Origin of the sequence: Delftia sp. K82 (assembly GCF_002193035.1) — a bacterium.
In the GTDB taxonomy this organism is placed as follows: domain Bacteria; phylum Pseudomonadota; class Gammaproteobacteria; order Burkholderiales; family Burkholderiaceae_C; genus Comamonas; species Comamonas acidovorans.
This window is the reverse complement of record NZ_MYFL01000002.1, coordinates 56,006-80,221: the sequence shown is the minus strand read 5'-3', so window position 1 is coordinate 80,221 and position 24,216 is coordinate 56,006. Positions and strand designations below refer to the sequence as shown.

Sequence of the window (24,216 nt, the reverse complement as noted above, 5' to 3'; positions counted from 1 at the left end):
CATGTCCATGCACTTCTTCCCACGCGCCCTGTGTGCGCTGGCCGCCAGCCTGGTGCTGGCCGGCTGCTCCCTCGCCCCGGTCCACCAGCGTCCGCAGGCGCCCATTCCCACGCACTGGCCGCAACAGGATGCCGCGCCCGTGCTGTCCTCGTCGGCGGCCACGCTGGACTGGAACAGCTTCATCGCCGACCGCCAGCTGCGCCAGCTGGTGGACCTGGCCCAGGCCCACAACCGCGACCTGCGCCAGACCCTGCTCAACGTGGAGGCGGCACGCGCCCTGTACCAGGTGCAGCGCGCCGACCGGCTGCCGGGCGTGGGCCTGCAGGGCGGCGGCACGCGCCAGCGCCTGCCGGGCGACATGAATGCCACGGGCCAGCCGCAGGTGCAGGGCAGCTGGCAGGCCGGCCTGGGGCTGGCCGCCTTCGAGCTGGACCTGTTCGGCCGCGTGCGCAACCTGTCCGAAGCCGCCCTGGGCGAGTACCTGGCCACCGAAGAGGCCGCGCGCGCCGCCCGCATCAGCCTGGGCGCCGAAGTGGTGCAGGCCTACCTGTCCCGCGACGGGGCCCTGCGCCGGCTGCAACTGGCGCAGCGCACGCTGCAAAGCCGTGAATCCTCGCTGCGCCTGACCGCGCAGCGGCGTCAGGCGGGCACGGCCACCGCCCTGGATCACCAGGAAGCCCTGGGCCTGGCCGCCCAGGCCCGCGCCGACGTGGAGCGCAGCGAACGCGAGCTGCGCCAGGCCGGCAACGCCCTGCTGTTGCTGACGGGCGTGGAGGATCTGGGGCCGTACCTGTCCGCACAGTCCGCACAGTCCGCAGGGTCTGCACAGTCGGCAAAGTCGTCCGACCTGCCCATGCTGCTGCAGGACCTGTCGGCCGGCACGCCTTCCGAACTGCTCATCCACCGCCCGGACATCCAGGCGGCCGAGCACCGGCTGCGCGCGCGCAGCGCGGACATTGGTGCGGCGCGCGCGGCCTTCTTCCCGCGCATCTCGCTCACCGGGTTCCTGGGATCGTCCAGCGCCGATCTGTCCGACCTGTTCCGCTCGGGCCAGCGCGCCTGGTCGTTCACTCCCCAGGTCACGCTGCCCCTCTTCGATGGGGGGCGCAACCGCGCCAACCTCGACCTGGCCGTGCTGCGCAAGGACATGGCCGTGGCCGCCTACGAGCAGGCCATCCAGACCGCCTTCCGCGAAGTGGCCGACGCCCTGGCCGCCACCGACACGCTGCGCCGCGAAGAAGCCGCGCGCCTGGCGCTGCGCGACAGCAGCCGCGAAAGCCTGCGGCTGGCGCAGGCCCGTTACCAGGCGGGGGTGGACGACCATCTGCGCTACCTGGACGCACAGCGCAACGCCTTCGCCAATGAAAGCGCCTACATCGATACCGTGACCCAGCGGCAGCTGGCGCTGGCCCAGCTGTTCCGCGTGCTGGGCGGCAGCTGGACGGCGCCGCCGCCTCACAGCGCCCCGAACACCTCCGGCAAGGCGGCATCGCGCGGCATGCCGCCATAGCTCTTGGTGCCGCCCTGGCTGTCGATCACCACGATGCCCGGCGTGCCACGGAACCCCAGGGACATCATCAGCTTGCGGTGGGCCTCCAGCGTCTTGCGCACGTCGGGGCTGACGCTGAAGGCGGGCGCTATGCCGCCCTGGGCGGACTTCTTCTCGTGCTCCATCAGTGCGGCCGCGCGGTCCGGGGCCTGCAGGATGGCGGCGGCCTTGGCCGGGCTGTCGTCCCGGATCATGCCCACCAGGATGTGGCGCAACTGCACCTTGCCCGCATCCACCCAGGGGCGTGCGGCCTCCCAGAACTTGTGGCAGTACTTGCAGTTGGGGTCGGTGAAGGTATAGATCACGCGCGGCGCATCGGCCTTGCCGTCGGGCACCCAGGTGGAGGCCTCCAGCTGCGACTGCACGGTGTCGCCCGCCGGCTTGGCGGCCTGAGCCTTGGCCTGGGGGGCCTGGGCCGTGGCAGGGCCTTCTGCGGCCGTGGCCCATCCCGCCGCCAGAAAGAGGCTGGCAGCCATGCCTGCAAAAAGGACGGTGCGTTGAAGATGCATGGGAACTCCTTGAAACGGTTGAATGAATGAGGGGGCGGCGCTGCGCGGCAAGGGCGTAACGCCTGGTGCTGTGGCAACAGCGGCGAACGGTGTGAGTCGGAGTGCATGCGCCGCGTTCCATCGTTATAGGAAATCGCTTGCACCATCTGGCCCCATCTGGCCCCATCTGGCTCTTCACAGGGATACGCGCTCATCCTGAACGCGCAAGACCGGCTTCAGCAACACGGCATCCAGGCCACTGTCTTCAAACCAGCAGCCATCCTGCGCAACCACTTCATGCGGCCCGCGCAGTTGAGGTCCCTTTGCATGCAGGCGTACCCGGGCGGTATGGCCGGTGGCCCAGGGCATGTCCTGGCCGAAGGGAACGATCAGCAGGGCTCGCGGGGACAGGTGCCCGGCTTGCAGGCTGCCTGGCGCAGGGGCCAGCCCCTGAAGGGATTGGCGCGCCTGGACCTCCACCCCAACCACCCATGCCCAAAGAATGCTGGGCGCGCTCCTGGCCCAGACATGCAGCTGCAGCAGCGCACTGCCGCCGTTCTCAAGCGCGTGGGCACAGACCTGCACGCTGGCCGGCGCAGCGCTCCAGCCCGGCAGCCATTGCTGCAGGACATGCGTCATCTGGCGGGCATCCGGCTGCGCAGGCAGGCCGGGCGGCAGTTGCATGGACCGCCATGGTCGCTGCGCCAAAACGGCGGCGCACCGCTGCGCACACCACCATGCGCCATGGGGATCGGCCTGGGCACAGGCATCTGACACCATGGGCAGCCGCGCCCAGCGCACCCTGCCTGTGGAGCCGCGTGCCTGGTAGTACCAGAACGAGTGGAAGCGCAGGCCGGGGATGAAACGGTGGAACAGGGTTTTGCTGGCTGCATTTTTCATGGGAAAAATTTAGCATAGCTATCAAAAAATGAAAAGCATTGCTAATGGTTTCGATTATTAGCATCGCTACATGAAAGTTTGGACCACCGAGCAAGAGGCGGCGAACCTCAAGCGCCTGCTCTCTACTGTGAAAAGCAAGGCCGAGTTCGCAGAGAAGGCAGGCATTCCTGGCGGCTCCTCCATGGTCTCCCAGCACCAAAGCGGCAACCGGCCCATCAGCCTGGAGGCGGGCATTGCGTATGCCAAGGGCTTGAAGGTTTCGCTTTTCGAAATCAGTCCCAGGCTGGTGAAGATGGTTTCCGATTTGCCGCCCCTGCTTCCAGAGGGGGACACGCCCGGCACCAATCTGCCCGAGTTTCCCAAAGGATTGCGCCAATATCCCGTTCTCTCGCATGCCCAGGCTGCAGCCCTGGCAGATGATGGCGCATTCCCCGAGTCCGCTGAAACCCTGGACTTCGAATTCGGCAAGGACAACGCATCGCCCGGTGCGTTTTTTCTTGCGCTGGAGGGCGATGCCATGTCGCCCGAATTGCGCGAGGGCGACCGCGTGCTGATCGATCCGCAGGCCAGCCCCCGGCCCGGCGACCATGTGCTGGCCAGGAATGGCAAGCGGCAGGTGCTGCTCAGAAAGTACCGCGTGCGCGGTGTGGGAGAGGACGGCATCGAGGTCTTTGATCTGGTACCGCTCAACGAAGACCATGCCGTGCTGCGCAGCGACAGGAACCGACTGGTTCTGCTGGGCACGGTGATCGAACACCGGCGCCGGCTGCGGGGAAGCTGACGACCGAGCTGTTTCGATAGACCGCCGCGCGGCCCCGGCGCCCCGCCTCCGTGCTCAAGGCGCAGCGGCAATCTCGGTCTGGCCATCGGGCCTGGCCACCAGAGTGACGGGCAGGATCTGGGCCAGCATGCGTGCGAACTCGGCGGGGCGATTGGTCTGGTAGGTGCCGCCAATGCGCAGGGCCGCCACGGCCGGGTCGTGTACCACCAGGCCGGTCGGCCCGTAGCGCTCCAGCTCGGCCAGGGCGTCGGCCAGGGGCGTGTTCTCGAAGCGGATCAGTCCCTTGCGCCACAGCGCAATGCTGCCGGGCGCCACGGCCGCCACCGGACCGAGCACGCCTGCAGGCGACACGCTCAGGGCCTGGCCAGCGACCAGGGCGGCGGGCGCGGCGCCAGCGGCTGCCTTGCCTTGCGCGCCGGCCACGCGCACATGGCCTTCCTGCACGGCCACCTGGGCGCTGCCCGCCTCCATGCCCGTGGCGCGATAGCGCACGGAAAACCGCGTGCCGCCCACGGTGACGCGCGCCGGGCCGGCCAGCACATGAAAGGGCCTGGCGCTGTCGGGCGCCACGGCGAACAGGATCTGCCCTTGCGTGATGCGCACCTCGCGCCGGTCGCGGTACAGAGTTACCTGCGCCTGGGTATCGGCATCCAGGGACAGTGCGGTGCCATCCGGCAAGGTGATGGTCTTGGCCTGGCCGCGTGGGGTCAGGTGGCTGCTGGTGAAGGTGGGTTGCTGCTGCCACTGGTGCCAGCCCACGCCCACGGCCAGGACAAGGGCCACCGAGCAGCACAGGGCCGCCAGGGCAGGGCGCGGCAGCAGGCGGGACCAGCTCCAGCCTTGGCGCTCTTCGGAGGACGGGCGCTGCGCTGCCGTTTCCGGGTGTGCGTGAGGCGCCGATTGCGAGCGCCGGCGTGCCTGCTCCGCGCGCAGGCGCGCCACCTGTTCGGGGGGAATGGACCGCGCGGCCGCCAGGCTCTGGCCCAGGTGGCGCAAGGCAGCCTCGTGCGCCGTGCTGGCTGCCAGCCATTCAGTGAATTCGGCTTCTTCCTCGGCGGTCAGGCCTTGCTCCATGCGCGTGTGCCAGTCGGCCGCAGCCACGTCGATGGGGTTGTGTCCGCGAAAGAACTCATCGAGCTCACGCACCTGAGCAGCCTTGTCCAGGGGGGCGGTGGAAGAACGGGAGGGGAGGGGGCGGCGGCGGCTCATCTTGACCTCCCACGGGCTGCAGATGGCTGATGCTGGTGCATGCGCGAGGGCCCTTTGCCTCAGAAGCTGGTCCAGTCCTGCGATTCGGCAGGCGGGCTGGCCGCAGCGATGCGTGCAGGGGGCGAGGTGCGTGCAGCAGTTGCCGTCCGCACGGGGGCAGAAGCAGGTGCACGTGCAGGCTTGGCCGAGGCCAGCGCAGATGCCGTGGCCGCGCGGGTGGGCATGGACGCCGGCAGCGGCGCCTGGAAACGCGGCTGCTGTGCCGCGCCGTCCTGGTCGCCCAGGCGGAAGATGGCCACGGCCTGCACCAGGCGCTGGGCCTGGGACTTGAGGCTGGAGGCCGCCGCCGCGCTTTCCTCCACCAGGGCGGCGTTTTGCTGCGTGACCTGGTCCATCTGGCTCATGGCCTGCCCGACCTGGGCCACACCGGCGCTTTGTTCGTCGCTGGCATTGCTGATCTCGCCCATGAGGTCGGTCACGCGCTGTATGGATTGCAGCACCTCGGCCATGGTGGCGCCTGCCTGGTCGGCCAGCTCCGCGCCCTGGCTGACGCGCGTGGCGCTGTCGCTGATGAGCTGCTTGATCTCGCGGGCGGCCTGCGCGCTGCGCTGGGCCAGGGTGCGTACCTCGGCGGCCACCACGGCGAAGCCCTTGCCCTGCTCGCCGGCGCGTGCGGCCTCGACGGCGGCATTGAGGGCAAGGATGTTGGTCTGGAAGGCGATGGAGTCGATCACGCCCACGATGTCGCCGATCTGGCGCGAGCTGGCATGGATGTCCTGCATGGCGCCCACTACTTCCTGCACCACGGTGCCGCCCTTGGCCGCGATCTGGCTGGCGCCGCGCGCGAGCTGGTTGACCTGGCGTGCGTTGTCCGCGTTCTGCTGCACGGTGGAAGACAGCTCGTCCATGGAGGCTGCGGTTTCCTGCAGCGCGCTGGCCTGCTGCTCGGTGCGCCGGCTCAGGTCGGTATTGCCCTTGGCGATCTGCTCGCTGGCCACGGCCACGCTGTCGGCGTTGTTGCGCACATCGCTGACCACGCTGGCCAGGCTCTGGTGCATGGCGTTGAGCGAGGCCTGCACGCTGCCGGCGGGCGCTTCGCTGCGCACCAGTCCGGGGTCGAGGTTGCCATCGGCGATCTGGCGGGCGACTTCACCGAGCTGGGCAGGCTCGGCCCCCAGCGCGCGTGTCAGGCCGCGTGCGATCAGCCGGCCCATGAGCAGGGCCAGCACGAAGGCGACCGCGCTCACGCCGATCTGCATATTGCGTTGCTGCACATAGGACTGCGTGGCCTGCTCCACCATGACCTGGGCGTGCTGGCGCGTGAGCCGGCTGTACTCGTCGGTGGCCGTGATCAGCTGGGCCAGCAGCGGCCGGCACTCGCTGTTCATCTTGGCAATGGCCTCGTCCCTTTGCTGGCGCAGCGCCAGCGAAACGATGTCCAGCGCCACCGGGCCGTATCGCTGCTCTATCTGGTCGATGCGGGCGACCAGGGCGCGAGCCTCCTCGCCCACCCCGGGCGCGGCCACAAGGGCCTTGAGCTGGTCCAGGTGGGACTTGACCGCAGCATGGGCGGCGTACACGGCCGTTTTTTCCATGTCCAGATCGGCTGGCGTGTTCACCAGCACCAGGTTGCGCGCCGCGATGGCGCGGCTGTCCACGGCCGCGCGCACCTGTTCGGCCAGATGGGCGCGGGCGTTCACGCCGTCGACGAACTGGGTCAGGTTGCGGTCGGAACCGTCCAGCGCATGAAGGGCAGATACGGAAACCAGTGCGACCAGTAAAGCCAGGGCGGTGAAGGCGGCGTAGAGCTTGGTCTTGACGGTCCAGGAGCGGAGATTCATGGCGCTTTCCAGAAGAATTTGATGGCTATCAGTTTTTATCAAAAATAAATGATTAATTTGATAAAACCCTAAGAGTAAATTGTTAAATTTCAACTTGAATTGACAAATTCAGGCTAGGTGGGTGTTAGGCGTTACCAGCCCGCTTCCCAGGCGGGCTGGATCAAGAAAGCCCGCATTTCATGAACGCATGCGGGTCTTGCACCTGGGATGCCGGGTGCGCCGGCGCTACAGTCGGGGCCCCTACCCCATGCATACCCCTCCCCACATCCAAGGCTGGTGCCCCGGCGCCTGGCAGCCCATGGCCTCCGGCGATGGGCTGGTGCTGCGCGTGCGCCCGCCGCTGGGGCGCCTGACGGTGGCCCAGGCGCGGCGGCTGGCGCGCCTGGCCTGGGTGCATGGCAACGGCGCGCTGGAGCTGTCCAGCCGCGCCAATGTGCAGTTGCGCGGCATTGCGCCCGGGCGGCACGCCGCCGTGCTGCGCGCCCTGGCGGCCGTGGGCCTGCTGGACGCCGACGCGGGCCGCGAGCGCCGCCGCAACTTGGTGATCGACCCGCTGTGCCGGCCGCAGGAGGCCGTCCATGCGCTGGGCCAGGCCCTGCAGCAGGCGCTGGATGCGGCCGAGGATCTGGCGGGCCTGCCCGCCAAGTTCGGCTGGTCGGTGGAAGGCGCGCCCGGCCGGCTGGCGGGCGTGTCCGCCGATATCCGCCTGCAGCGCACAGCCACCGGCTGGCTGGTGCAGCCCGATGGACGGCAGCAGGCGCTGGCCGTGGCCGATGCCAGCCAGGCCGTGGCCGTGGGCCTGGCGCTGGCACGCTGGTTTGCCGACCAGGCCGCCCTTCGCCGCGCCCAGGGCTTGCGGCCCGGACGCATGGCCGCGGTGGCGGCGCAACTGCAGCCGCCCCCCGGACTGGACTGGGTGGAGACAGAAACCCCGGTCCACGGCGAAGGACCGGCGCCCGGTGCCGTGCCCGGCGTGGGCTGGCTGCTGGGCGCGCCGCTGGGCCGCTTGCCGGCCGTGGCGCTGGCGCGGCTGGTGCGCGCCCTGCCTGAGCAGGCCTTTTTGCGTGTGACGCCCTGGCGCATGCTGCTGGTGGAAGACGAAAACGCGGAAGCTGGTGCCGCCCTGCCTTGCTGGTGGGCGGCTGCAGGGCTGGACAACGCCGCTGACTGGATCACCCACGCCCATGACCCGCGCTTGCGCGTATCCGCCTGTACCGGCGCGCCGGGCTGCACCCAGGCCCTGGGTCCCACGCAGACATTGGCGCTGGAGCTGGCGCCGCAGGTGCCCCACGGCGCGCACCTGCATGTGACCGGATGCGCCAAGGGCTGCGCGCGGCAGGCGCCGGCCACGGTGGTGCTGCGAGCAGAAGGTGAAGACGAGGGCGAAGGCCCTGTCTATTCCGTAGTGCGCCACGGCCGTGCCGGGGATAGGGCGCAGGAGCAGCGGACCCTGGCCTCGGTGCGAGACAATCCGGGATTGCTGTTTTCAAAAGAATAATGCTGCACCGCTACGAAACCGATGGCGCCGAGATCTACCGGCAGTCCTTTGCCACCATCCGCCGCGAGGCGGCGCTGGAACGCTTCACGCCTGTCGAGGAACGCGTGGTGGTGCGCATGATCCACGCCGCCGGCCTGGTGGAGCTGGCCCCGCACGTGGCCTTCTCCCCCGGCATGGCCGAGGCCGCCGCGCAGGCCCTGCAAAACGGCGCGCCCGTGCTGTGCGACGTGCGCATGGTCAGCGAGGGCATCACGCGCTCGCGCCTGCCCGCCGCCAACCCCATCATCTGCACGCTGCCGGACGAGCGCGTGCCCGCGCTGGCCCGTGACATGGGCAACACGCGCAGCGCCGCCGCGCTGGAGCTGTGGCGCCCGCACCTGGCCGGGGCCGTGGTGGCCATCGGCAATGCGCCCACGGCCTTGTTCCACCTGCTCAACATGCTGCAGGACCCGGCCTGCCCCCGGCCGGCCGCCATCATCGGCTGTCCCGTGGGCTTTGTGGGCGCCATGGAATCCAAGCAGGCGCTGATGCAGGACCTGCCCGTTCCCTGCATGGCCGTGCACGGCCGCCTGGGCGGCTCTGCCATCACCGTGGCCGCCATCAACGCACTGGCCAGCCATGTCGAGTAGGCAGCCGCGTCCCAGCCAGGGCGGGCCCGGCATTGTCTGCGTGGGCCTGGGCCCGGGCGACCCCGAACTCATGAGCGTCAAGGCCGACCGCCTGGTGCGCGGCGCTCGCCAGGTGGCGTTCTTCCGCAAGAAGGGCCGGCCCGGCAAGGCTCGCCAGCTGGTGGACGGCCTGCTGGCCCAAGGCGCTGCCGAGCACGCCATGGAATACCCGGTGACCACCGAGCTGCCCGTGGACAGCCCCGCCTATGTGGACCTGCTGGCGCGCTTCTACGACGACTGGTGCCTGCGCCTGGAAGCGCTGGCGCAGACCGGGCAGGTGGTGGTGCTGTGCGAGGGCGACCCCTTCCTCTACGGCTCCTTCATGCATCTCTACACCCGGCTGCGCGAACGCGGCCAGGTGCCGCTGGACGTGGTGCCCGGCATCCCCGGCATGGTGGGCTGCTGGCACGCCACGGGCGAGCCCATCACCTGGGGCGACGATGTGCTCAGCGTGATGACCGGCACCCTGTCGGAAGACGAGCTGGTGCGCCGCATGCAGACGGCCGAGGCCCTGGTCGTCATGAAGGTCGGCCGCAACCTGCCGCGCATCCGCCGCGCACTTCAGCGCACGGGCCGGCTTGACGCCGCCTGGCTGGTGCAAAACGGCACCACGGACAGCGAGCAGGTCGCGCGCCTGGGCGATGTGTCCGACGACGCCTGCCCCTATTTCGCCATCGTGCTCGTGCACGGCCAGGGCCGCCGGCCGGAGGCCGCATGGTGAGCGCCGGCCGCCTGACGGTGGTGGGGCTGGGCCCGGGCGCACTGGACCAGATCACGCCCGAAGCCGCAGCCGCCTTGCACGCGGCCGACGATGTGGTCGGCTACCTGCCCTATGTCTCCCGCGCGCAGGCCCTGCTGGCGCAGGCGGGTCAGGGCCAGGCCGTGGCCTGGCATGCTTCGGACAACCGCGTGGAGCTGGAGCGCGCGCGCCAGGCGCTGGCGCTGGCCGCGCAGGGGCGGCAGGTGGTCGTGGTGTCCTCGGGCGACCCGGGCGTGTTCGCCATGGCGTCGGCCGTGTTCGAGGCCATGGAATCTGCCGATGCGGCGCAGGCTGCCGCCTGGCAGGCGCTCGATATCCAGGTGCTGCCCGGCATCACCGCCATGCTGGCTGCCGCCGCGCGCGCTGGTGCGCCGCTGGGCCATGACTTTTGCTGCATCAATCTCTCGGACAACCTCAAGCCCTGGCCGGTGATCGCGCGGCGCGTGGAACTGGCGGCCGAGGCCGACTTCGCCATGGCCTTCTACAACCCGCGCTCCAAGAGCCGGCCCGAAGGCTTTGTTCGCCTGCTGCAGCTGCTGCGCACCCGCTGCGAGCCGCAGCGCCTGCTGGTGTTCGCGCGCGCCGTGTCCACGCCCGAGGAACACTTGCACGTATGCACGCTGGCCGAGGCCACGCCCGAGATGGCCGACATGCGCACCGTGGTCCTGGTGGGCAACAGCGCCACGCGCCGCGTGGGCCGCTGGGTCTACACGCCACGCCACTACGGCATGGATGGCGGCGCGGGCGGTGCTGTCGGCGCTGTCGGCAGCACGCCATGAGCAATCCAGTGCAGCACCGCAGCCACCGACCCGGTGCGCTGGCGCTGCGGCAGCGCCGGGCGCTGCACCATCACCACGGGCAGGCCCAGGGCGCGTGCGGCATCGAGCTTGCCGCGCGTGGCCTCGCCGCCTGCGTTCTTGGCCACCAGCCATTCGATGCCGTGCATGCGCAACAAGGCTTCATCTTCGGCCGCGCTGAAAGGCCCGCGCCCCAGCACCACCGTGGTGTGGGGCAGGGGCAGGCTGCCGGGCTCGGGCGCATCGACCAGGCGCAGCAGGTAGTGGTGCTGCGGCTGGCCCGCAAAGGCCGCAAGCTGCTTGCGGCCCACGGCCAGAAACACCCGGGCGGCTGCCTGGGGCAGGGCGGCAGCGGCGGCTTGCATGTCGGGCACGTCGATCCAGGCGTCGCCGGCACTGGCCTGCCAGGGTTCACGCTCCAGCGCCAGCAGCGGCGTGCCGGTGGCGGCGCAGGCCTCGCAGGCATTGCGGCTCATCTGTGCGGCAAACGGGTGGGTGGCATCGACCACATGGCTGATGGCCTGCCCGCGCAGGAACTGCGCCAGGCCCTGGGCACCGCCAAACCCGCCCACGCGGGTGGGCAGGGGCTGGGCCACGGGCGACTGCGTGACGCCCGCATACGAGAACACGGCGGCAATGCCGGCGCGGTGCAGGGCCTGGGCCAGCTGGCTGGCGCCGCTGGTGCCGCCCAGCAGGAGAACATGGGGCATGACTGATCCCTGGTTGACATTGGTGGGCCTGAACGAAGACGGCCTGGACGGCCTCGCACCCGCCGCGCTGCGCGCGCTGGACGCGGCCGAGACCGTTTTTGGCGGGCCGCGCCACCTGGCGCTGGCCGGTGCCGGCGAGCGGGGCCGTCCCTGGCCCGTGCCCTTTGACGTGGCGCCCGTGCTGGCCTGCCGTGGCCGGCCCACGGTGGTGCTGGCGTCGGGCGATCCGTTCTGGTTCGGGGCGGGCGGCAGCCTGGCGGCGCATCTGGCGCCGCAGGAGTGGCGCTGCCACGCCCAACCCTCGACATTTTCGCTGCTGGCGTCCCGCCTGGGCTGGAAGCTGGAAGACACGGTCTGCCTGGGCCTGCACGCCGGCCACGTGGAGCAGCTGCTGCCGCACCTGTCGCCAGGCCGCCAGTCGCTGGTGCTGCTGCGCGATGGCGCCGCCGTGGCCGCATTGGCGGACTGGCTGGTGCAGGAAGGCTGGGGCGACAGCTGCCTTCAGGTCATGGAATCCGTGGGCGGCCCGCGCGAGCGCCGCCGCGCATGGCGCGCCGCCGAAGCCGCCCAGGCCCTGGCCGCCGACCCTGCCTGCGCGCCCGTGGCCGTGGCCGTGCTCGCCCAGGGCGGCGCGGCCCTGCCGCTGGTGCCGGGCCGGCCCAACCACTGGTACGCCAACGACGGCCAGATCACCAAGGCCCCGGCCCGCGCGCTGACCCTGGCGGCCCTGTCGCCGCGCCACGGCGAATGCCTGTGGGATGTGGGCGGCGGCTCGGGCTCGGTGGCCGTTGAGTGGTGCCTGGCCGGTGGCTCGGCCATCAGCCTGGAGCAGCATGCGGCGCGTGCGGACAACATCCGCCTCAACGCCCGGCGCTTCGGCCTGCAGGCGCGCCTGCGCGTGGTGCAGGGCGTGGCGCCCGAGGCGCTGGCCGAACTGCAGGTGCTGGCCCGGCCCCAGGCCGTGTTCGTGGGCGGCGGCTTTGACGCCGAATTGTTCGAGCGCCTGCAGGCCCTCATGCCCGCAGGCTGCCGCCTGGTGGTCAATGCCGTGACGCTGGAGACCGAGGCCCTGCTGGTGCAACTGCAGGCCCAGCACGGCGGCCAGCTGCTGCGGCTGGAGATCTCCAGCGCCGAGCCGCTGGGCCGCATGCGCAGCTGGAAGGCTGCGCGGCCGCTGGTGCAGTGGAGCTGGCAGCGGTGAACCCGGACGAAACCATCCCCCACCGCTGCGGCGTGCTGGGCCTGGGCCTGCACACCGACGCACTGCCCCATGCGCTGCAGGCGCTGTGGCAGCGGGCGCAGGCGCACCTGCCGGAAAGCGCAGACGCAAGCGCCTGCGCGCCCCAGCCCATCTGCGCCGTGGCTGTGCTGGACACCAAGGCCGGCCACCCGGCGCTGGCCGCCTGGATGGCGGCTGTCGTGCCCACGGCTGTTCTGGTGCGCGTGCCGCCAGGGCAACTGCCTGGGCAGCCCGTGGTCACGCAGTCGCCGCGCATGCTGGCGCGCTATGGCACGGGCAGCGTGGCCGAGGCGGCGGCGCTGGCCGCCGCAGGCCCGCACTCCGCCCTGAGCGTGACCCGTCTGGTGGCGGACGATGGCAGCGCCACCCTGGCCCTGGCCGTGGGCCAGGGCGGACCTCTGAACTGTTGCCTGGCCCACGCCAGCCAGGCCAAGAAACAAGGAGCAACGGCATGACCGTGCATTTCATCGGCGCCGGCCCCGGCGCCGCCGACCTGATCACCGTGCGCGGGCGCGACCTCATGGCGGCCTGCCCGGTCTGCCTGTACGCGGGCTCGCTGATACCGCGCGAGCTGCTGGCGCACTGCCCGCCGGGCGCGCGCATCGTCAACACCGCATCCATGAGCCTGGACGACATCGTGGCCGAGATCCAGGCCGCCGAGGCGCGTGGCGAAGACGTGGCGCGCCTGCACTCGGGCGACCTGTCCGTCTGGTCGGCCATGGGCGAGCAACTGCGCCGCCTGCGCGAGGCCGGCATTGCCTACACCGTCACGCCGGGCGTGCCCTCGTTCGCGGCCGCTGCCGCCACGCTGGGCGCGGAGCTGACCCTGCCCGGCCTGTGCCAGTCCGTGGTGCTGACGCGCACCTCGGGCCGCGCCACTGCCATGCCCGAGGGCGAGAACCTGGCCGCCTTCGCGGCCACGGGCGCCGTGCTGGCCATCCATCTGTCCATCCATGTGGCCGCCAAGGTGCAGTCCGAGCTGCTGCCGCACTACGGCGCCGACTGCCCCGTGGCCATCGTCTGGCGCGCCAGCTGGCCTGACGAAACCGTGGTGCGCACCACGGTGGGCAGCCTGACCGAGGCCGTGGCCACCCATATGGAGCGCACGGCACTGATCCTGGTGGGCCGCAGCCTGCAGGCCGAGGACTTCGGCGAAAGCCGCCTCTACGCGGCCGACTACGACCGCCGCTACCGCCCGCTGGGCACCGAGCCGCGCTTTCCCGCCACCGACGTGCGCGGCGGCGCCGCGCTGGATACCGCGAGGGATACCGTGAGGGATGTGCCCCTGGGGAACTCCGCCCCATGAGCGCGGCCCTGCCGCCCGTGGCGCTGAGCCTGATCGGCATCGGCACGGGCAACCCCGACCACCTCACGCGCGAAGCCCAGGCCGCCATGCAGGCCGCCGACCTGATCCTGCTGCCGCACAAGGGCGAGGACAAGGCCGAACTCGCCGCCCTGCGCCGCGACCTGTGCGATGCCGTGCTCACTGCGCCCGGCCCGCGCATCGAAGGCTTCGACATGCCCGTGCGCCGCAGCGTGGGCGACGACTACCTGGCCCAGGTCGATGAATGGCATGCGGCCATCACGCGCTGCTGGCAGGCGGCCATCGCCCGGTCCCTGGACGAGGGGCTGCAGCCGCGCACCCCCGGCCAGCCCTTGCAGGTCGCCCTGCTGGTCTGGGGGGACCCGGCGCTGTACGACAGCACCCTGCGCATTGCCGCGCGCATGCAGCCGGCGCCGCACAGCGTGCGCGTGGTGGCGGGCATCAGCTCCATGCAGGTGCTGTGCGCCGCGCATGCGATTGCGCTCAACGGCATAGGCCAGCCCTTCGTGGTGACCACGGGCCGCCAGCTGCGCGAGCAGGGCTGGCCGCCCGGCGTGGACACGGCTGTGGTGATGCTGGACGGACAGTGCAGCTTCACCGAGCTGCCCTCCCATGGCCTGCACATCTGGTGGGGCGCCTACCTGGGCATGGACCGCCAGATGCTGGACAGCGGCCCGCTGGCCGAGGCCGCCCCCCGCATCGTGCAGGCCCGCGCCGCAGCGCGCGAGCGGCATGGCTGGATCATGGATATCTACCTGCTGCGGCGCGGCGGCTGAGGCCGAGGCTGCTGCCGACGCCGGCCCCCACGCTGTACACCCCCTTCATCAAGGAATCCCGCCATGCAGATGGACAACATCCCCTTCAACACCACCGACTGGGCCGCCGTGGCGCCCACCGAGCATTCGGCCGAGGCCGGCCAGGCGTTCTGGCGCACACAGAACTTCGGCAACATCCGCGTGCGCACGGTGGAGTACACGCCCGGCTATGTCTCCGACCACTGGTGCACCAAGGGCCATGTGCTGCTGTGCTTGGAAGGCGAGCTGGAGACCGAGCTGGCGGACGGCCGCCGCTTCACGCTGACGCCCGGCATGAGCTACCAGGTGGCGGACAACGCCGAGCCGCACCGCTCGCGCTCGCCCAAGGGCGCCAGGCTCTTCGTGGTGGACTGAACCTGCAGGCATGATCGGCACCGCAGCGCGCTGCAGGTCAGCGACAGGTTCGCGCCGGCGCGGGCGAGAGCTGCGCAAACGTGCCGTCATTGAGTGGCGTACGGCACGGGTTGCCAGGGTGCTCATGCCCGGGCGGTGGAATGCCTGACGGACGGACGGCTCTCCAGGTACGCAGTCATCGGCCATCAACGCAGCGGTGAAGTAGGCATTGCCGCTGGCCACAGCCCCTGTGGCCGGGCTTGTGCACAATGAAGAGCTTTCGCCCAGCCTCTTCACGCGATGCAGCAAGAACCCGACTTCCTCCACAACCTGAACCAGGAATTCCGGGACGGCAGGCGCTGGCTGGACCGCACCATCGTGCTGGCCTATGCGGCCGCCGCCGGGCTGTGCGTGGTGGCCTTCACGCTGATGGCCGACGCGGGCTTTGAACTCTTCGAGAGCATCTACCACTGGCAGGGCGGCTGGGCCGTTCTGCTGTGGATGCCTGCCGTCACGGCGGGCGCCGTGTGGCTCACGCGGCGCTGGGCGCCGGGCGCGGCGGGGTCGGGCATTCCGCAGGTGATCGCCACGCTGGACCCGGCGCTGGACCCCGCGCAGCGCGGGCGCTTCGTGTCGCTGTGGCTGTCCTTCGCCAAGATGGCCCTGGCCAGCGCGGGCTTTGCGGCGGGGCTGTCGATCGGGCGCGAGGGGCCTTCGGTGCAGGTGGCCGCCGGTGTCATGCACCATGCGCGGCGCTGGTTCGGGCCGCATTCGGGCATCAGCCACCATGCGCTGCTGGTGGCCGGCGGCGCCGCCGGCATTGCGGCGGCCTTCAACGCGCCGCTGGCGGGCGTGGTCTTCGCCATCGAGGAGCTGTCGCGCAAGCTGGAGTCGCGCTCCAGCGGCCTGATCATCGCGGCCATCGTGCTGGCCGGCCTGATGGGCGTGTCGGCCTTCGGCAACCTCAGTTATTTCGGGCGCATCCAGGTGCCCCACCTGACCTGGGACGCGCTTCTGCCCGGCCTGTGCGTGACCCTGGCCTGCGGCGTGCTGGGAGGCCTCTTCGCCAAGCTGCTGGCCGCTTCGCTGACCCGCACGCCCGAGCGGCTCAACCAGCTGCGTGCGCGCTTTCCCATCCGCTTCGCGGCGGCGATCGCGCTGGTGATCGCCGTCATCGGCATGGTCACGGGGGGCGCCACCTTCGGCGCGGGCTCGGAGGCCGTCAAGCACATGCTGGCGGGCCAGGCCGACGTGCCCTCGTTCTACGTCACCCTGAAGTTCATCGCCACCTGGCTGTCGGCCTGGGTGGGCGTGCCGGGCGGCATCTTCGCGCCCTCGCTGTCGATTGGCGCGGGCGTGGGCCACAACGTGGCCGGCCTCATGGGCGCAGACATTGCGCCCGCCCTCATCGCCATGGGCATGGCCGCCTTCCTGGCCGCCGTGACGCAGGCGCCGCTGACGGCCTTCATCATCGTGATGGAGATGGTGGACGGCCACTCCATGGTGCTCAGCCTCATGGCCGCTGCCATGCTGGCCAGCCTGGTCTCGCGCATGCTGGCCCGGCCGCTGTACGAGACGCTGGCCCAGCACATGCTGAGTCTGGTGCCTGCACCTGCTCCCGAGCCTGCACCTGCAACTGAGCCTGCACCGGCCGCCGCGCCGGAACCGGAGCCCGCCAGCCCCGCAGAGCCGGCTGCACCCCCCAAGGACCAGGACAAGCCCGCAGGCGCCTGAGCCGGGCGCGCTTGGCTGACAGGCAATGGCGAAGGGCGATGGCCTGGGCGCGCTGCACGCCACGCCATGCTCGCTTCCTGAGTCCTGACGCACAACCCGAGGAAAGGAACGCGCCATGTGGGAGGAAGTAACCAGCACCCTGGCCGAGGAATTCTCCAGCCTGCCCGATGCGGCCGAGGTCACGCGCGTCATGGTGCGCCTGCTGCTGGCGGCCCTGCTGGGCGGCATCGTCGGCTACGAGCGAGAACACAAGGGCAAGGCCGCTGGCCTGCGCACCCACATGCTGGTGGCCATGGGCGCGGCGCTGTTCGTGCTGGTGCCCGAGCGCGGAGGCATGGGCATTGCCGACATGAGCCGCGTGATCCAGGGCGTGGTGGCCGGCGTGGGCTTCCTGGGCGCGGGCGCCATCATCAAGCGCCACTCCGAGGAACAGGTGCAGGGCCTGACCACGGCCGCCGGCATCTGGATGACGGCCGCCATCGGCGTGGCCTGCGGCCTGGGGCGCGAAGCCATAGCGCTGCTGGCCACGCTGCTGGCCATCGTCATCCTCGTGATGCTGCCGCACGTGGTCAGTGCGCCGCCCCCGCAGGCGGACGCGGAGCCGGATACCAAGCCGCGCGAGACTTGAGGGCGGGCTGCGGCCTGAAGCCTAGTATTCCGGCTTTGTTCGCTTTTTCCTGATGTTCGTGCCACGTGAACATGGCAAACATACGAACCCAGCCAGTGAAGCTTGCGAAGCGTTGGCCAATTCCCGATGGGCAGTCGCGTTCGAGCATGGCTTTGCCTGGCCATGCACGCATGCCTTTGGAAATCCACTCTGGCGGCGTACGCCGGCCATCACCAGCGTGCGGCTACCCATCAGCGACAGCGTGTCGCCCAGCGCAAAGCTGTTCAGGCGCGTGCCCCGGTTGCAGGCGGGGTTGAACAGGTCGTTGCCCAGGTAGTTGAGCGGTGTGATCGCGTAGTTTGGCCTCGGAAGCCCCTATCATCTGCGTCGGCCCCCTGTCCGGGGGCTGGTGCGTAAGAACACCTTCACACAGCGGCAGCGCTTCCCCGAAAGCGAAGCCTTATCACGTCTGAACACTTGTATGAGTGGGCATAGCACCCGCTCGTCCACATGGTTTTGGACGGGATGGGGCTACCCGTGAGGGCGTCCGCACGCCTGTGTGCGTGTTCTTAACATCCCGTCCACCTGTCTGCGCGTAAGAACGAGGGCTGGTGGCTTTCGTCTCACACAGGAGTACGAAACCATGGCGAATGTCTCTCGCCCGATGGCCTGCACGGCCTCGGTAATCTCTTCACTTCAGTCGTCTCTGTCTTGCGGTCTGGCGCGGCTCTCAAACACCCTCGCACGGAGGGCGCAGCCATGAAGCAGACCAAGGAACAGGCCAAGACCTCGGCCGCCAGGATCGAGCGGCTGACGCGCGATATCTCCGAGATCCACAAGCTGGTGGATGAGGGCTGCGCCGAGATCTCGGCCACGGCGCAGATGGCCTTGAAGTGGCTGGAGACGCCGGAGGGCTGCCAGCGGCTGGACGTGGTGGCCGAGGCCTTGAAGACGATTCGCCACAGCGCCCTGTTCACGGGCGACTGCTCCAGAAGCAAGGCGATCACGGCTGGCAGCACCTACCGCAATCTGGCCCAACGGCGGCTGCGCGAGGCCGAGAAGGCAGCCGATGAGGCGCGCGTGGCGCAGGCCTTGCGGGAGTCGGCGGCATAGCGCCGCAGCGTGCAGCGTGTACCGGGCCAGGTGCGCGCTGAGGGGGCCGGCGCCTGCTCAGGCGCTGGCCAGCAGCTCCCGCGAACACGCCTGCGCCTCATCCTCCGCCTGCACGAACGCAACCCGCATGCCCAGCGCCTTGCCCATGCCCTGCACGGCCAGACGCAGGGCGGTGGGCACGGCGCGGTCGCCCGTGATGACGACCATGCCCCGGCACAGCTGGCGCATGCGTTCGCGGTTGCGCTTGAAGAACAGGGCGCGCTGCTTGCGCTCTTCGTGGCTTTCCTCGGGGTGGTCGCCGGGCAGGTGTTCGGTGAGCAGCACGAATTGCCGGCCCTGATCGAGCAGCGATTCCAGCTGGCCTTCGGCCGATGCGTCTTCGTTGGTGCGGGCCTCCTGCGCCGCATGCTCGCGCAGGTAGACCAGGGGAAAGCGGGAGGTATCGATCAGCATGTCATGGTTCCTGGGAAAAAGCAGGGCATCAGTACAGGTCGTGCCTGACCGCATGGGCGTAGTGGGCGTTGGCCTGTTCCTGTTGGGCGGCATCCATGGCGGGCGCCGTGGCGTCGGCCAACTGCGTGAGGGCGGCCATCATCTGGCCCACGGTGGGCAGGGCGGCGCGGTCCAGATGGCTTGACGGGTTCCAGAGGCTGGAGCGGTGGATGGCCTTGCCGCAGTGCAGCAGCACCTCGTCGACCAGCACCACGGTGGCGGTCTTGGGCGTGCCCCGGCCTTCGCTCAGCTCCTGCAGCAGATGGGGGTCGGTGGAGATGCGGCCGCGTCCGTTGATGCGCAGGAAGATGTCCAGCCCCGGGAACAGGAAGAGCATGGCCAGGCGGTCATCGGCCTGCAGGTTGCGCAGGGATTCGATGCGGTTGTTGCCGGGCCAGTCGGCAAAGGCCACGGTGCGCTCGTCCAGCACCTGCACAAAGCCGGGCGGCCCGCCGCGCGGCGAGGCATCCAGGCCGCGTTCGCCGGCCGTGGCCAGGCAAAAGAAGCTGGCCTGGCGCAGATAGGCCTCGTGGAAGTCGGACAGGCGGTCGCGCACGGCCTTCTGGATTCTTTCTGCCGGGGCGGCGTAGAGCGAATCCAGGTCGATGGCCGGGCCTGGCGGGTCTGCAAGGGCGGTGTTGTCTGTGTGCATGGCACAAGCGTAAGAACAAAGGCGTTGGCGGCTGTAGACTGGATCAGCCAACAAATAGCTCAAAGACGCCATGCCCGATGCCATTCTTGAACTGGTCAGCCATGTGAACCGTGCCGATGGCCCCGTGCTGATCGCAGCCGTGGGCAGCCAGGACGAGGAGCTGGCCTCCGAGCCGCACCGCCACGCGCGCGGCCAGCTGTTCGGCTCGCTGCGCGGGCTGCTGTCGGTGGGAGTGGAAGACGCGGTATGGGTTGTGCCCGCCATCCATGCCGTGTGGCTGCCGCCGCACCAGTTGCATTCGGGCCGCTCCCATGGTCCCTTCCACGGCTGGAGCGTCTACGTGGCGGAGCCGGCCTGCGCCGACCTGCCGCAGCGGCCCTGCGCCATCCGCACCTCAGGCCTGCTGCGTGAGGCCGTGCTGCGCGCCGCCGGCTGGGGATGGCAGCAAGGCGTGCCCACAACGCAGCCCGTGCAGCCAGGCCCTTCGGCGGACCAGGCCCGCGCCCATGTGATGGCGGTGATCCTGGACGAGATCCGCACCCTGCCCGTGGAGCCCCTGGGCCTGCCCCTGCCCGCAGACCCGCGCCTGCAGCGCATCGCCCGCGCACTGATCGCCGACCCGGCCGATGCCCGCGACCTGGAGGCCTGGGCGCGCTGGGCCGCCGTCAGCTCGCGCACGCTGAGCCGGCGCTTTGTCTCGGAAACCGGCTTCAGCTTCACCGCCTGGCGCCAGCGCGCGCGGCTGATGCGCTCGCTGGAGATGCTGGCCGCCGGTGCGCCGGTAACGAACATCGCGCTGGACCTGGGCTACTCCACGGCCAGCGCCTTCATCGGCTTGTTCCGGCGCACGTTCGGGGAGACGCCTGCAGCGTACCGGGGGAGGCTGGGGACGGCTCGGGACTGAGGGGCTGCACTGCCCGCCCAGCTAAGGACTTCACCTACAACCGCTGCAACTGCGCATTCAGATACGCATCGCGCGAGGGCAGCAGGTGCTCGGCGCACAGGCGCACCAGTGCGTCGCGGTCCTGGGCGCGCAGGGCTTCGATCATTTGCCAGTGTTCCTGGCGTGCGCGCTCGCGGTAGTCGGCCGAGACCAGGGAGGCGAAGCGGATGGGGTGCGTCTGGCGCGCGTATTCGGTGATGGCCTTGTGCAGCGTGTCGTTGCCCGCCAGCGCAAACAGTTCCTGGTGAAAGGCCAGGTTGATGCGGAACACCAGGCGCGCGTTGCCTTCGACCACGGCGGCGTCGTGCTGCTGCTGGATGGAGGTCAGGCGTTCGAGCCTCTCGGCCGGCACGGGCAGGGGGATCTTGCGCGCGGCCTCCACTTCGAGCATGCCGCGCAGCTCGTACAGTTCCTGCACTTCCTGGGTGGAGAAGGAGCGCACCAGGGCGCCGACGTTCTTGCGGCGCTCAATGAGGCCCATGCGGTCCAGCGCGGCCAGGGCCTCGCGGGCGATGTGGCGCTTGACGTCGAAGCGGGCCATGAGGTCGTCTTCGACCAGGCGCTCGCGCGGGTGCAGCCGGCCGAAGACCACGTCCTCTTCCAGCGCGGCCACCATGGCGCCCAGGGCGTCCGGTGCCGGCGCGGGTTCTGCATCCAGGGAAATCGGCAATGGGGCGGCAACGACCATCAATACAAGCGGTTGGGACAAAGACGCCATTTTGTCCGAATTGACCGCCTGCGCCGACTATTCGCGCGGGCCGGGAATGGTGCCGCGTTCGGTGGCGCAGCGCAGGAAGTCGAAGTCCACGCCCTGGTCGGCCTGGTTCACGGTGGTGAGAAAGAGCTTGCGGTAGCCGCGTTCGGCCGTGGGCTCGGTCACGGGGTTGAGCCGGGCGCGGCGGGCCAGTTCCTCGTCGCTGACCTGCAGCGTGAGCTCGCGCCGCGCCACCGACAGCGTGATGCGGTCGCCGTTGTGCACATGGGCGAGCGGGCCGCCCACGGCCGACTCCGGCGTGACATGCAGCACGATGGTGCCGAAGGCCGTGCCGCTCATGCGCCCGTCGGAGATGCGCACGATGTCCTTGACGCCGGCCCGCGCCAGCTTGCGCGGGATGGGGATGTAGCCCGCCTCGGGCATGCCGGGCGCACCCTTGGGGCCGATGTTCTTGAGCACGAGGATGTCGTCGGCGGTCACGTCCAGATCGTCGCTGTCGATGCGGTGGGCCAGGTCGGCCGCGTTCTCGAAGACCACGGCGCGGCCTTCGTGCTCCATGAGCCGGGGATGGGCGGCCGACTGCTTGATGATGGCGCCGCCCGGCGCCAGGTTGCCCTGCAGCACGGCGATGCCACCCTGCGGGTAGATGGGGTTGGAGCGCGGGCGCACCACGTCCTGCGCAAAGCCGGGGCCGGCGCGGTCGATCTCTTCGCCCAGCGTGCGGCCGGTGACGGTGAGGGCGTCCAGGTTCAGCAGGGGCTTGAGCTCGCGCAGCAGCGTGGCCATGCCGCCCGCGTGGTGGAAGTCCTCCATGTAGTGATCGCCCGAGGGCTTGAGGTCCAGCAGCACGGGCGTGTCGCGGCCCATGCGGTCCAGGGCCTTGAGGTCGATGTCATAGCCCATGCGCCCCGCAATGGCGGCCAGGTGCACGATGCCGTTGGTGGAGCCGCCAATGGCCAGCAGCACGCGCATGGCGTTCTCGAAGGCGGCGGGCGTGAGGATTTTGTCGATGGTCAGGCGCTCGCGCGCCATGCGCACGGCCTCGGTGCCGGTCTGCTCGGCGATGCGGATGCGGTCGGCCGTGACGGCGGGGGACGAGGCGCCGCCGGGCACGGTCATGCCCAGCGCCTCGGCAATGCAGGCCATGGTGCTGGCCGTGCCCATGACGGAGCAGGTGCCCACGCTGGCCACCAGCTGGTTGTTCACGTCGGCGATCTCTTCGGCGTCGATCTCTTCGGCGCGGAACTTGCCCCAGTAGCGGCGGCAGTCCGTGCAGGCGCCCACGCGCTCGCTGCGGTGCGAGCCGGTGAGCATCGACCCGGTGATCAGCTGGATGGCCGGGATGCCCGCCGAGGCCGCGCCCATCAACTGGGCCGGCACCGTCTTGTCGCAGCCGCCGATGAGCACGACGGCATCCATGGGCTGGGCGCGGATCATCTCCTCGGTGTCCATGGACATGAGGTTGCGCAGGTACATGCTGGTCGGCGCCGAGAAGCTTTCGTGCACCGAGATGGTGGGGAAGTCCATGGGCAGGCCACCCGCCAGCATGACGCCGCGCTTGACGGCCTCGATCAGCTGGGGCGCGTTGCCGTGGCAGGGGTTGTAGCTGCTGCCCGTGTTGGCAATGCCGATGACGGGGCGCTGCAGCGCCGAGTCCGTATAGCCCGCGCCCTTGATGAAGGCCTTGCGCAGAAACAGCGAAAAGCCCCGGTCGCCGTAGTTGGTCAGGCCCTTCGATATGCCGCTTTCGGCGTCGGCGGGGGTGATGTCGTGGGCCGGGGAGGGCGTCTTGGGGTCGGTCATGGCGGCGGTCCGTGGGTCTGGAGTGGGGAGCGAAGGCAGGCGCTGCCTTGCGTTGACGGCAGGATAGCGGCGCTGCCCTCAAATTATCATCGGAGTTATCACCTATATTATTAATAATCCAATTGACCAACCATGCGGCCGTGTCCGGTCTGCTGCCGGACATGTTTTTCCGACACAAGACAAGGAGACATCCATGACCGCCGCACACCGCTCTCATCCGCCCAACCGGCGCGCCCTGCTGGGCGCCGCACTGCTGACCCTGGGCGCAGGCCTGGCGTTGCCCACCGCAGCCAGTGCCGCAGCCAGCGCCGCAACCGACGCCGCTGCCAGCGCCGGGTATCCGGCCCGGCCCATCAAGCTGGTCGTTCCCTACACGCCCGGCGGCGCCACCGACGTGATCGGGCGCGTGGTGGGGCAAAGACTCTCGCTGTCGCTGGGCCAGCCCGTGGTGGTGGAGAACCGGGCGGGCGCGGCCGGCAACCTGGGCGCCGCCGCCGTGGCCAAGGAAAAGCCCGATGGCTACACCCTGCTGCTGGGCGCGCTGACCAGCCATTCCATCAACAGCGTGCTCATGGCGTCCACGGCGGGCTTCACCATGGACAAGAGCTTTGCGCCCATTGGCGTGGTGGGCCGCGTGCCACTGGTGGTGACCGTGGGGCCGTCGGTGACATCGGCCAATCTGGCGGAGTTCATCGCGCTGGCCAAAGCGAAGCCGGGCGGGCTGAACTACGGCTCCTCGGGCAATGGCTCGCCCCAGCATCTGGCGGCCGAGCTGTTCAAGCGGCAGGCGGGCGTGCCGCTGACCCACGTGCCCTACAAGGGCAGCACGCCGGCGCTCAACGATTTGATGGGCAGCCAGGTGGATGTGGTGTTCGACACCCTGCCCGCCACGCAGGGCTTCATCAAGGGCGGCCGCCTGCGCGCCCTGGCCGTGACCACGGCGCAGCGCGTGCCCTCCATTGCCGACATTCCCACCACGGCCGAGGCCGGGCTGTCGGGCTTTGAGGTGACGTCGATGTTCGGCCTGCTGGCGCCTGCGGGCACGCCCGCGCCCATCGTCGCCCGGCTCAGCGGCGCGCTCAAGGAGGTGATGGGGCAGCAGGAAGTGAAGGACGCCCTGGTCGCCCAGGGCGCCATGCCCACCTTCACCACGCCTGCCGAGGCGCGAGCCCAGATCGCCGAGGAGGTGGCGCGCTGGTCCGCCGTGATCCGGCAGGCGGGCATACAGCCGGATTGAGGCTGCG

Annotated in this window: 25 protein-coding genes; 16 read left to right on the top strand and 9 right to left on the bottom strand. The window is 70.1% G+C overall.

The window, feature by feature from the left end:
• Window position 1: 1 nt before the first annotated feature.
• Window positions 2-1,510, top strand: coding sequence for an efflux transporter outer membrane subunit (locus tag KDK82_RS15895; protein WP_088165598.1), 1,509 nt, complete (start codon window positions 2-4; stop codon window positions 1,508-1,510).
• On the opposite strand, the gene dsbG is transcribed toward KDK82_RS15895, so the two are convergent.
• A complete protein-coding gene (gene dsbG, locus KDK82_RS15890) occupies window positions 1,456-2,058 on the bottom strand; it encodes a thiol:disulfide interchange protein DsbG (RefSeq protein WP_088165597.1) in 603 nt (200 codons plus the stop codon). The genes KDK82_RS15895 and dsbG overlap by 55 nt on opposite strands.
• Before the next feature lie 174 nt (window positions 2,059-2,232).
• Entirely contained in the window at window positions 2,233-2,937 is a 705-nt protein-coding gene (locus tag KDK82_RS15885; RefSeq protein ID WP_088165596.1) for a hypothetical protein, read from the bottom strand.
• A gap of 70 nt (window positions 2,938-3,007) precedes the next feature.
• Here KDK82_RS15885 and KDK82_RS15880 point away from each other — a divergent pair, with 70 nt between their 5' ends.
• Window positions 3,008-3,718: a LexA family transcriptional regulator gene (locus KDK82_RS15880; RefSeq protein WP_088165595.1), complete on the top strand. Its 711-nt coding sequence runs from the start codon at window positions 3,008-3,010 to the stop codon at window positions 3,716-3,718.
• Between the two features lie 54 nt (window positions 3,719-3,772).
• On the opposite strand, the gene KDK82_RS15875 is transcribed toward KDK82_RS15880, so the two are convergent.
• Both KDK82_RS15875 and KDK82_RS15870 read right to left on the bottom strand, forming a co-directional pair.
• Window positions 3,773-4,927 (bottom strand): FecR family protein, encoded by a 1,155-nt coding sequence (locus tag KDK82_RS15875; protein ID WP_088165594.1) that lies wholly within the window; start codon window positions 4,925-4,927, stop codon window positions 3,773-3,775.
• Window positions 4,928-4,986: 59 nt separating this feature from the next.
• Window positions 4,987-6,768, bottom strand: a complete 1,782-nt coding sequence (locus KDK82_RS15870) for a methyl-accepting chemotaxis protein (protein WP_088165593.1) — start codon at window positions 6,766-6,768, stop codon at window positions 4,987-4,989.
• A 247-nt stretch (window positions 6,769-7,015) separates the two neighbouring features.
• Between KDK82_RS15870 and cobG the strand changes: the two genes are divergently transcribed.
• From cobG to cobJ, 4 genes are read left to right on the top strand one after another with little or no spacing between them, the layout of a single operon-like run.
• On the top strand, window positions 7,016-8,266 hold the full coding sequence (gene cobG, locus KDK82_RS15865; RefSeq protein ID WP_088165592.1) for a precorrin-3B synthase: 1,251 nt from the start codon (window positions 7,016-7,018) through the stop codon (window positions 8,264-8,266).
• Window positions 8,266-8,895 (top strand): precorrin-8X methylmutase, encoded by a 630-nt coding sequence (locus KDK82_RS15860; protein WP_034397236.1) that lies wholly within the window; start codon window positions 8,266-8,268, stop codon window positions 8,893-8,895. Before cobG ends, KDK82_RS15860 begins: the two co-directional genes overlap by 1 nt.
• Window positions 8,885-9,655, top strand: a complete 771-nt coding sequence (gene cobI, locus KDK82_RS15855; RefSeq protein ID WP_013800508.1) for a precorrin-2 C(20)-methyltransferase — start codon at window positions 8,885-8,887, stop codon at window positions 9,653-9,655. Before KDK82_RS15860 ends, cobI begins: the two co-directional genes overlap by 11 nt.
• Entirely contained in the window at window positions 9,649-10,473 is an 825-nt protein-coding gene (gene cobJ, locus KDK82_RS15850) for a precorrin-3B C(17)-methyltransferase (protein WP_088165591.1), read from the top strand. Before cobI ends, cobJ begins: the two co-directional genes overlap by 7 nt.
• Here cobJ and KDK82_RS15845 read toward each other — a convergent pair.
• A complete protein-coding gene (locus KDK82_RS15845) occupies window positions 10,416-11,201 on the bottom strand; it encodes a cobalt-precorrin-6A reductase (protein WP_088165590.1) in 786 nt (261 codons plus the stop codon). The two genes, cobJ and KDK82_RS15845, sit on opposite strands and share 58 nt — an antisense overlap.
• On the opposite strand from KDK82_RS15845, the gene cbiE reads away from it, so the two are divergent.
• The 8 genes from cbiE to KDK82_RS15800 all read left to right on the top strand — a co-directional run bounded on the left by cbiE (window position 11,200) and on the right by KDK82_RS15800 (window position 18,367).
• Window positions 11,200-12,402 carry a precorrin-6y C5,15-methyltransferase (decarboxylating) subunit CbiE gene (gene cbiE / locus KDK82_RS15840; RefSeq protein WP_179217929.1) on the top strand — a complete coding sequence of 401 codons (1,203 nt, stop codon included), beginning with the start codon at window positions 11,200-11,202 and terminating at the stop codon, window positions 12,400-12,402. The two genes, KDK82_RS15845 and cbiE, sit on opposite strands and share 2 nt — an antisense overlap.
• The gene (locus KDK82_RS15835; RefSeq protein WP_088165675.1) at window positions 12,399-12,896 is read left to right on the top strand and encodes a cobalamin biosynthesis protein; all 498 of its coding nucleotides are present in this window, start codon (window positions 12,399-12,401) and stop codon (window positions 12,894-12,896) included. Before cbiE ends, KDK82_RS15835 begins: the two co-directional genes overlap by 4 nt.
• Entirely contained in the window at window positions 12,893-13,747 is an 855-nt protein-coding gene (gene cobM / locus KDK82_RS15830) for a precorrin-4 C(11)-methyltransferase (protein ID WP_034397226.1), read from the top strand. Before KDK82_RS15835 ends, cobM begins: the two co-directional genes overlap by 4 nt.
• Window positions 13,744-14,541 (top strand): precorrin-6A synthase (deacetylating), encoded by a 798-nt coding sequence (gene cobF, locus KDK82_RS15825; RefSeq protein ID WP_034397224.1) that lies wholly within the window; start codon window positions 13,744-13,746, stop codon window positions 14,539-14,541. The genes cobM and cobF overlap by 4 nt, the downstream gene beginning before the upstream one ends.
• A gap of 63 nt (window positions 14,542-14,604) precedes the next feature.
• The gene (locus KDK82_RS15820) at window positions 14,605-14,934 is read left to right on the top strand and encodes a DHCW motif cupin fold protein (protein ID WP_013800515.1); all 330 of its coding nucleotides are present in this window, start codon (window positions 14,605-14,607) and stop codon (window positions 14,932-14,934) included.
• 279 nt (window positions 14,935-15,213) lie between these two features.
• Window positions 15,214-16,647 carry a chloride channel protein gene (locus KDK82_RS15815; protein ID WP_088165589.1) on the top strand — a complete coding sequence of 478 codons (1,434 nt, stop codon included), beginning with the start codon at window positions 15,214-15,216 and terminating at the stop codon, window positions 16,645-16,647.
• 115 nt (window positions 16,648-16,762) lie between these two features.
• Complete coding sequence (locus tag KDK82_RS15810) at window positions 16,763-17,275, top strand: MgtC/SapB family protein (RefSeq protein ID WP_012207634.1); 513 nt, start codon at window positions 16,763-16,765, stop codon at window positions 17,273-17,275.
• Window positions 17,276-18,013: 738 nt separating this feature from the next.
• Window positions 18,014-18,367 (top strand): hypothetical protein, encoded by a 354-nt coding sequence (locus tag KDK82_RS15800; RefSeq protein WP_143343481.1) that lies wholly within the window; start codon window positions 18,014-18,016, stop codon window positions 18,365-18,367.
• A gap of 57 nt (window positions 18,368-18,424) precedes the next feature.
• Here the strand turns inward: KDK82_RS15800 and KDK82_RS15795 are convergent, their stop codons facing one another.
• Window positions 18,425-18,820: a hypothetical protein gene (locus KDK82_RS15795; protein ID WP_088165587.1), complete on the bottom strand. Its 396-nt coding sequence runs from the start codon at window positions 18,818-18,820 to the stop codon at window positions 18,425-18,427.
• Between the two features lie 28 nt (window positions 18,821-18,848).
• Window positions 18,849-19,511 carry an MSMEG_1061 family FMN-dependent PPOX-type flavoprotein gene (locus KDK82_RS15790; protein ID WP_088165586.1) on the bottom strand — a complete coding sequence of 221 codons (663 nt, stop codon included), beginning with the start codon at window positions 19,509-19,511 and terminating at the stop codon, window positions 18,849-18,851.
• Window positions 19,512-19,581: 70 nt separating this feature from the next.
• On the opposite strand from KDK82_RS15790, the gene KDK82_RS15785 reads away from it, so the two are divergent.
• Window positions 19,582-20,415 (top strand): helix-turn-helix domain-containing protein, encoded by an 834-nt coding sequence (locus KDK82_RS15785; protein WP_088165585.1) that lies wholly within the window; start codon window positions 19,582-19,584, stop codon window positions 20,413-20,415.
• A gap of 34 nt (window positions 20,416-20,449) precedes the next feature.
• Here KDK82_RS15785 and KDK82_RS15780 read toward each other — a convergent pair whose 3' ends face one another.
• Window positions 20,450-21,142 (bottom strand): GntR family transcriptional regulator, encoded by a 693-nt coding sequence (locus KDK82_RS15780; protein WP_088165584.1) that lies wholly within the window; start codon window positions 21,140-21,142, stop codon window positions 20,450-20,452.
• A gap of 57 nt (window positions 21,143-21,199) precedes the next feature.
• Window positions 21,200-22,972, bottom strand: coding sequence for an IlvD/Edd family dehydratase (locus KDK82_RS15775; RefSeq protein WP_088165583.1), 1,773 nt, complete (start codon window positions 22,970-22,972; stop codon window positions 21,200-21,202).
• Between the two features lie 193 nt (window positions 22,973-23,165).
• On the opposite strand from KDK82_RS15775, the gene KDK82_RS15770 reads away from it, so the two are divergent.
• Window positions 23,166-24,209, top strand: a complete 1,044-nt coding sequence (locus KDK82_RS15770) for a tripartite tricarboxylate transporter substrate binding protein (RefSeq protein ID WP_088165582.1) — start codon at window positions 23,166-23,168, stop codon at window positions 24,207-24,209.
• The last annotated feature ends 7 nt before the right edge of the window (window positions 24,210-24,216 follow it).